The sequence below is a fragment of the Chthoniobacterales bacterium genome (assembly GCA_039930045.1).
Lineage (GTDB): Bacteria > Verrucomicrobiota > Verrucomicrobiia > Chthoniobacterales > DASVRZ01 > DASVRZ01.
The window spans coordinates 81,666-88,179 of record JBDSQB010000008.1 but is presented as its reverse complement, the minus strand read 5'-3'; the positions used below and the strand labels follow the sequence as shown (position 1 = coordinate 88,179).

7 protein-coding genes are annotated in these 6,514 nt (G+C 62.0%); 3 read left to right on the top strand and 4 right to left on the bottom strand.

Features of this window, described 5'->3' with window-relative positions; genetic code table 11:
* The 3 genes from ABIT76_07065 to ABIT76_07055 form a co-directional block, all read left to right on the top strand.
* The coding region (locus tag ABIT76_07065) for an alpha-amylase family glycosyl hydrolase (protein MEO7932901.1) at positions 1-716 on the top strand (716 nt) is incomplete at its 5' end.
* A gap of 91 nt (positions 717-807) precedes the next feature.
* Positions 808-2,850 carry a sodium/proton-translocating pyrophosphatase gene (locus ABIT76_07060; GenBank protein MEO7932900.1) on the top strand — a complete coding sequence of 681 codons (2,043 nt, stop codon included), beginning with the start codon at positions 808-810 and terminating at the stop codon, positions 2,848-2,850.
* Positions 2,851-2,931: 81 nt separating this feature from the next.
* Complete coding sequence (locus ABIT76_07055; protein MEO7932899.1) at positions 2,932-3,705, top strand: hypothetical protein; 774 nt, start codon at positions 2,932-2,934, stop codon at positions 3,703-3,705.
* Here ABIT76_07055 and ABIT76_07050 read toward each other — a convergent pair.
* Genes ABIT76_07050 through ABIT76_07035 form a run of 4 tightly spaced genes read right to left on the bottom strand, consistent with a single transcriptional unit; the run spans position 3,702 to position 6,510 of the window.
* Positions 3,702-4,544, bottom strand: a complete 843-nt coding sequence (locus ABIT76_07050) for a tetratricopeptide repeat protein (GenBank protein ID MEO7932898.1) — start codon at positions 4,542-4,544, stop codon at positions 3,702-3,704. The genes ABIT76_07055 and ABIT76_07050 overlap by 4 nt on opposite strands.
* Before the next feature lie 34 nt (positions 4,545-4,578).
* Positions 4,579-4,992 carry a nucleoside-diphosphate kinase gene (gene ndk / locus ABIT76_07045; protein ID MEO7932897.1) on the bottom strand — a complete coding sequence of 138 codons (414 nt, stop codon included), beginning with the start codon at positions 4,990-4,992 and terminating at the stop codon, positions 4,579-4,581.
* A gap of 49 nt (positions 4,993-5,041) precedes the next feature.
* Entirely contained in the window at positions 5,042-5,821 is a 780-nt protein-coding gene (gene mazG / locus ABIT76_07040; protein MEO7932896.1) for a nucleoside triphosphate pyrophosphohydrolase, read from the bottom strand.
* Positions 5,818-6,510, bottom strand: a complete 693-nt coding sequence (locus ABIT76_07035) for a DUF2270 domain-containing protein (protein MEO7932895.1) — start codon at positions 6,508-6,510, stop codon at positions 5,818-5,820. The genes mazG and ABIT76_07035 overlap by 4 nt, the downstream gene beginning before the upstream one ends.
* Between the last annotated feature and the right edge of the window lie 4 nt (positions 6,511-6,514).

The window sequence follows — 6,514 nt, the reverse complement described above, 5'->3', positions numbered from 1 at the left end:
ATTCGGAGTTCGACTTCCCGCTCATGTGGGCGCTCCGCTCCGCCATCGCGGAGGAGCGCGCGCCGATGTCGAGCATCGGCTCCGCCATCGAGAACAGCCTCGCGGCGTGGGAAGGCTCCGGCGCCGTGATGACCGCGATGATCGGCAACCACGACGTGCCGCGCTTCTCGTCGCTCAGCGCCGGACAGGCCGGCGGCGACGGCTTCGATCCGGCGCCGCAGCCGACGGATGCGAGCGTGTATGGCAAGCAGCAGCTCGCCCTCGCCCTGCTGTTCACGCTGCCCGAGGCGCCGGTCGTCTACTACGGCGACGAGGTCGGCCTCGCGGGCCGCGCCGATCCCGACACGCGCCGACCCATGCCCGCCGACGACGTGCTCACCGGCGGCCAACGCGCCGTGCGCGACGTCACGCGTCTCCTCGGTCGCGCGCGGCGCTGCTCGCCGTCGCTGCGTCGCGGGACCTACCGCGCGCTCGCCGCCGACGACGAGCACCTGATCTTCGCGCGCGAGCTCTCCGGCGAGGACACCGCGATCGTCGCCGTCACCCGCAACGCCGCAGCCGCGTTCGTCACGACCCTCTCCGGAGTTCCGGCCGGCGACTGGACCGACGTGATGACCGGACGAAATCTCACCCTCGGCCCCGGGCCGATCACGCTGCCGAAAGGTGACCGGACCGTCGCGCTGTACTTCCCCGCCGGGAGCGGTTGCACACGGTAATTTCCCGGCGTCACGGGCGCGTCACTCTGATCTGCGTTACGCTCGCCGCCCCGTCCAAGCCGCCCCGAGGTCGCTCACCGTGAGGTTCGTCATGCCGCGCAACTGGCTTTCCTCCTTCGTCGTCTCGTCCTCGGTCGGCCTCGGCCTCGCGCTCTCGTCGCTCGGCGCCCTCGGCTGCGGCAGCCCCGAAGACGACACGACGCTGCCCGGGCCGCCGGACGGCTCCGGCTTCGATGCCGGGTCCTACGACGGCGCCGGGGCCGACGGCTACGGCTACGGCGGCGACTCCAACGGCACCGACACGCCGATCGACACCACGCCGTCGTGCACCGACGACCTCAAGCGCTGTCCCGCCACGTTCGTCTACCCGGTGGGCGGCGAGTCGAGCGTCGAGCTGCGCGGCGACTACCGCGACGACGCCTGGACCGCGGGCGACAAGATGACGAAGTCGGGCGCGCAGTGGAAGGTCACGGTGCCGGTGCCGTGGAACAAGCCGGTCCAGTACAAGTTCGTGATCGACGGCACCACCTGGGTGCTCGACCCGGCCAACCCGAACAAGATCACCGATGCGAGCGGCATCGAGAACAGCCTCGCCACCGCCATCACCTGCGCACCCTTCACCTGTGCCGAGCCCGCCTTGCCGCCGACTGGCGTCTACGACTGGCGCGACGCGGTCATCTACTTCGTCTTCGTCGATCGCTTTCTCGACGGCAGCGCCGCCAACAACTGTCACGTCGCCGGAACCGACGGACCGGGCGACTACAAAGGCGGCGATTGGGTCGGCGTCACGCAGAAGATCAACGACGGCTACTTCACCGATCTCGGGGTAAACACCCTGTGGATCACGGTGCCCGTGCAGAACGCCGACAACGTCGCGGGGCACGGCACGGGCGGCGACACCCACAACTATTCCGCCTACCACGGCTACTGGCCGAAGGATCCCGCGCAGCCCGAGGCGTGCTTCGGCACCATGCAGGAGCTGAAGGATCTCGTCACCGCCGCGCACACGAAGAAGCTCAAGGTGCTCTTCGACTACGCGATGGTGCACGCGCACATCACGAGCCCCGTGTACGCCGCGCACAACGACTGGTTCTGGCCGAACTCGTTCAACGGTGGGGACTGCATCTGCGGACAGAACTGCAGCTGGGACACGCAGTACCAGCGCTGCTGGTTCACCGATTACCTCCCGCACTGGAACTACACCAACTCGGCGGCCCGCGATTACATGGTGCAGAACGCGGTCGACTGGGTGAAGAACACCGGGATCGACGGCTTCCGTCTCGATGCCATCAAGCACGTCGACACCAGCTGGCTCACGCAGCTGAGGAGCTCGATCGACACCCAGGTCATCGCCGGGCAGACCATCCCGCAGCGCTTCTACATGGTTGGCGAGACCTACGATTTCGAGAACCGCGATTTCATAAAATCGTTCGTCGACCCCAGCGCCAAGCTCGACGGACAGTTCGATTTCCCGCTCCGCAAGCGCATCACCGAGGCGGTGATCATGCGGCAGTACACGGGTATGAACGACCTCGCGTCCTACATGGATACGAACGAGAGCTACTACGGCTCCACTGCGGTGATGAGCACGTTCATCGGCAACCACGATCTGCCGCGCATCATTCATCTCGCGCAGGATCCGGCCTTGTGGGGCGGGCAAGGCGACGACGGGAAGAACCTCTCGTGGTCGAATCAGCCGCAGCTTCCGAACTACCGCTCACCCTTCGAGCGCGTGGCCAATGCGTTTGCGCTCCTCCTCACGAACAAGGGCGCGCCGCTCGTGTATTACGGGGACGAGATCGGGCTTCCCGGCGCGGGCGATCCGGACAACCGCCGGATGATGCAGTGGGCTGGCCTCTCCGCCGACCAGACCTACCTCCACGATCGCGTGAAGGCGCTCAATACCATCCGCGCCGCGCATCCCGCGCTCCGGCGGGGGCATCGCTCGACCCTCACCGCGACGCCCGACCTGTGGGCGTATTCGATGACCACCACGGGCGACACGGTCTACGTGGCGATCAACCGCGGCGACACCGTGGGCGATCCCTACAAGGATACGAGCGACCCGGCGATCAACCCGATGATCAAGGTCGTGAACATCGTCGCGATCCTCATCATCCCGATTTTCTTTTAGGCCTTGCTGCCTTGGCTGGGTGATTTCCTCCGGCGGCGGAACGTCCGCGTGGTGATCTTTGGGTCGCACAGTCCGAGTTGGATGCGAACCCTAGCTCCGCTCGCGCTCCTCTGGGACGGTGTGCCGGGCGTGCGCGAAGTGCTGCATGTGCCGGTGGATGGCGTGGTGCCGCCGCAGAACTGCTGGCAAAAAACTGTCGTTATTCCCTTGATGGAGTCGCACATGGGACTCCGACCCGTCTCATGGCCAGCCCTCGCTCCGAGCGATCTCGCGGTGCGAACCTTGGCCGACAAGGCTGCTTTTTTCCGCCATGCGCAGGTGCTTAATCTTACCTCGCATGTCCCGGCGATGTTCGACTCGCTGGACGAAGCGCAGTTTCCCTGCGTGCTCAAGCGGACCGACCTAAACTCGGGAAAAGGCGTCGAGATCGTCACTTCGCGCCAGCACGCGGAGGAACTGATGACTCATGCTCCGTTCGCTGGAAAGTCCTGTATCCTGCAGGCGCTCGTCCGGCACACGGGCGAGTTTGTGGCGCATTGCGTCTGCAAAGACGGGCGCATTCTCTGGCACTGCGTTTATTTTTACGAGCCGCAGGAAAACGCGCCTATCCAAGGCCCTGCCGTCCAGGGCAACCGCCGGCGAGCGGTAGCACAGCCCGGATTGCTGGCGGTCTTGGAGTCGTTTCTAACTCCGCTCGCTTTTTCCGGTCCGTGCAACGCTGATTACACCCTCGGACCGAACGGCGAGATCATCCTTTTCGAGATCAACCCACGACTGGGCGGTTCCTTGATGTCCCAATCCAACGTCGCCGATCTGCGCGCGGCGTTGTCCTGCATCATCCAGCACGCCGCTTAATGCGGAGGCTCCGGAGTCGGACGCGGCGTGGGAACCCAGTTCAGGTCCGCCATACTTTGATAGAGAAAATCTGTCCGGCCCCAGCCGAAAATGCGGACGCCGGATTCCATCCATTCTTGGCCTTTATCCGGGTGATTGTGGGCAAACTCCCAAGCGGCCATGGCAAATTCGCGGGCGGCGGTTTCGCTCGGAAACTGAAATTTATCCAACTCGGCCTTGGCGGCAGCATCGTTTTTCTCGAGCAAATAAGTCACGACGATCTTGAAGCGCAGCAGCTCGTTCTTCGGAAGTTTCTCCTGCATCTTTTGGAACCAGGCCCGCGCCTCGGGATATTTCTTCTGAATGAAATCGACCTCGCCGATGTTGTAGGCGGGCCAGAAGCTGTTCGGCTGCAAGGCTAGCGCCTTTTCGTAGAGCTTCACCGCTTCCGCATACCGCCCGGTCTCGGCGTAGATCGCGCCCCGGAAATTGATTACGTCGGGCTGATCGGGCTTGAGCGCCTCTGCTTTGCGCACTTTTTCCAGCGCATCGTCGTAGTTTTTCTCGCGAAAATCCTTCCGCGCCTGTTGCAGAACCGACTTGAACTCGTCCGACGGCACGGGTGTTGGAGCCGGAAGATTGCGAACCTGGGGCAGCTCTGGAGCTGGTGTTTCTGCGGGAGAGGATTCCTTGGTAGCCGCGTCGGGATTTTCCTCCGTCCTGGAGAAACCCGGCGGCGGAGTCGGGGTGGTCTCGACCGTTTCGCCGCCGCCGGTAATCGACGTGGCGCAGACGGGGAGCGCCGTCGCAAGGAAGGCGAGGGCGAGTTTGAGTCGATTCAGACGAGAAGCGGAAATCATGAGGGTAACAATAGACTCGCCGCTGTCTGCGGTGCTAGAAAAGTTCCGAGTCGAGGAAGAATCGTTTCAGCTCGATCGCGGCGTTTTCCAGCGAATCGGAAGCGTGCACGACATTGATCATCACGTCCTGGCCGAGGTCGCCGCGAATAGTGCCGGGCGCGGCTTTCTTGGAGTCGGTCGGGCCGAGCAGGTCACGCACTTTTTCCACGACACTGTCGCCGCGAATGGCCAGCGCAATGACTGGGCTGGATTGCATGAAGCTGACGACTTCGGGGAAAAACGGCTTGGCGGCGATGTGCGCGTAGTGCTCGTTGAGCAGGACGTCGGTCGCGAAAAGCATTTTGCAGCCGGCGATTTGAAAACCAGCGCGCTCGAAGCGGCCGATGACTTCGCCAATGTGGCCGCCTTTGACGCAGTCGGGTTTGAGTAGGATGAGAGTCGTTTGCATGAGGCGCGGAAGGTAAAAGGAGCGGACGGGCTTTTGAAGCTAAAAATGATTACGAGCTGATTTTTGCCTCGTCCCAGAGGGCGTCGAGTTGCTCGAGGGTGAGCGATTGCAGGTCGAGCTGGCGGCTTTCGGCAAGCGTTTCCACTTGGGAAAAACGCGACGTGAATTTGTTTGAGGCGCGCTGGAGGGCGAGTTCCGGGTCGATCTTCAGCTTGCGCGCCAGATTCACGACCGAGAAAAGCACGTCGCCCAGTTCGTCCTCGATGCGAGTTGCATCGTTACCTGCGACAGCCTCGCGCACCTCGGCAATCTCCTCGTTGATCTTGGCAAAAACCGGTTCCGCGTCCGGCCAGTCAAAGCCGACCTTGGCCGCCTTGTGCTGCAATTTGGCCGCGCGCAGCAACGCCGGAAACGACATCGGCACATCGGAGAGGAGCGATTTCTTTTTCGCGACACCGCCTTTTTCAGCAAGTTTGATTTCATCCCACTGCTTCAAAACCGCCGCAGTATCGGTCATTTTCTCCGCCCCAAAAACATGCGGGTGCCGGCGAATGAGTTTCTCGCAAATCTCCGCCAGCACGTCGTCGAAATTGAAATGCCCCGCGTCGCTGGCGATGTCTGCCTGGAAAATGACATGCAGCAAAATGTCGCCCAATTCCTCTCGCAAATGGTTCTGATCCTGCCGGTCGATCGTGTCGATCACCTCGTAAACTTCCTCGATGAAACTCGGGATCAGCGAAGCCGAAGTCTGCTCCTTGTCCCACGGACAGCCGTCCGGAGATCGGAGTTGGGCAACAATCTCGCGCAGGTGAGTGATGGTGCCCGTCATATTCTCCACATCGGGCGGTTGCCGCCAAATTCGTTGACCTCGCCCGAGCTGTTTTTGGCGATGTAAATAGTGATCCCGATGACGGCGGTGTAAGTCGTCACAAGCAAACCCGCCACCAGCCAGCTCGGGATGTGGGCGACGCCGAGCGCGTGATAAAAGCCGCGAAAGTTGGTGATTCTCGGATCAGCGTGGATGAAGATTTTCGTGAGCCAGGCAACGAGAATGATCGCAAACAGGAAGATGTAATTTCGCTTCATGCGCCGGCCAACGGCTTCCATGACGGTGATCTTGAATGACGGCAAAATGAGATCCTCGCAGACGAGTTTGCGCCATTCGCCTTCGAGTAAACGTTGGTTTTGCAACAGCATCGGCACGAGAAAATGGGACTCCAGCATTCGTACGCGGGCGCGAAACGCGTCGTAAAACCGATACCGGCGCGCCTCGATCCAAAGCATCATCCAGACGATGACGATGTTGAAAAAATAAATGATGTGCGGCAGCGACGGCAGCGAAAACGAGACGGTGATCAAGGTCGTCGTGCAAGTGATCGCCCAATTTGTGGTGACATCCAGCCGCTGGCGCCAGGACATGATCCGGCCCAGTTCGCCGCGATAAAAATGGGACATCGCCGTCACGTAACCCGTGTTGTAAAGGTCGGGCGTGAGGTTTTTCAGGTCGGGCTCGGGCATGGAA

Bases quoted from the DNA above. Each gene is read 5' to 3' on its own strand.
- ABIT76_07055 (MEO7932899.1), top strand. From the start codon at position 2,932: ATGCGAACCCTAGCTCCGCTCGCGCTCCTCTGGGACGGTGTGCCGGGC.
- mazG (MEO7932896.1), bottom strand. From the start codon at position 5,821: ATGACGGGCACCATCACTCACCTGCGCGAGATTGTTGCCCAACTCCGA.
- ABIT76_07060 (MEO7932900.1), top strand. From the start codon at position 808: ATGCCGCGCAACTGGCTTTCCTCCTTCGTCGTCTCGTCCTCGGTCGGC.
- ndk (MEO7932897.1), bottom strand. From the start codon at position 4,992: ATGCAAACGACTCTCATCCTACTCAAACCCGACTGCGTCAAAGGCGGC.
- ABIT76_07035 (MEO7932895.1), bottom strand. From the start codon at position 6,510: ATGCCCGAGCCCGACCTGAAAAACCTCACGCCCGACCTTTACAACACG.
- ABIT76_07050 (MEO7932898.1), bottom strand. From the start codon at position 4,544: ATGATTTCCGCTTCTCGTCTGAATCGACTCAAACTCGCCCTCGCCTTC.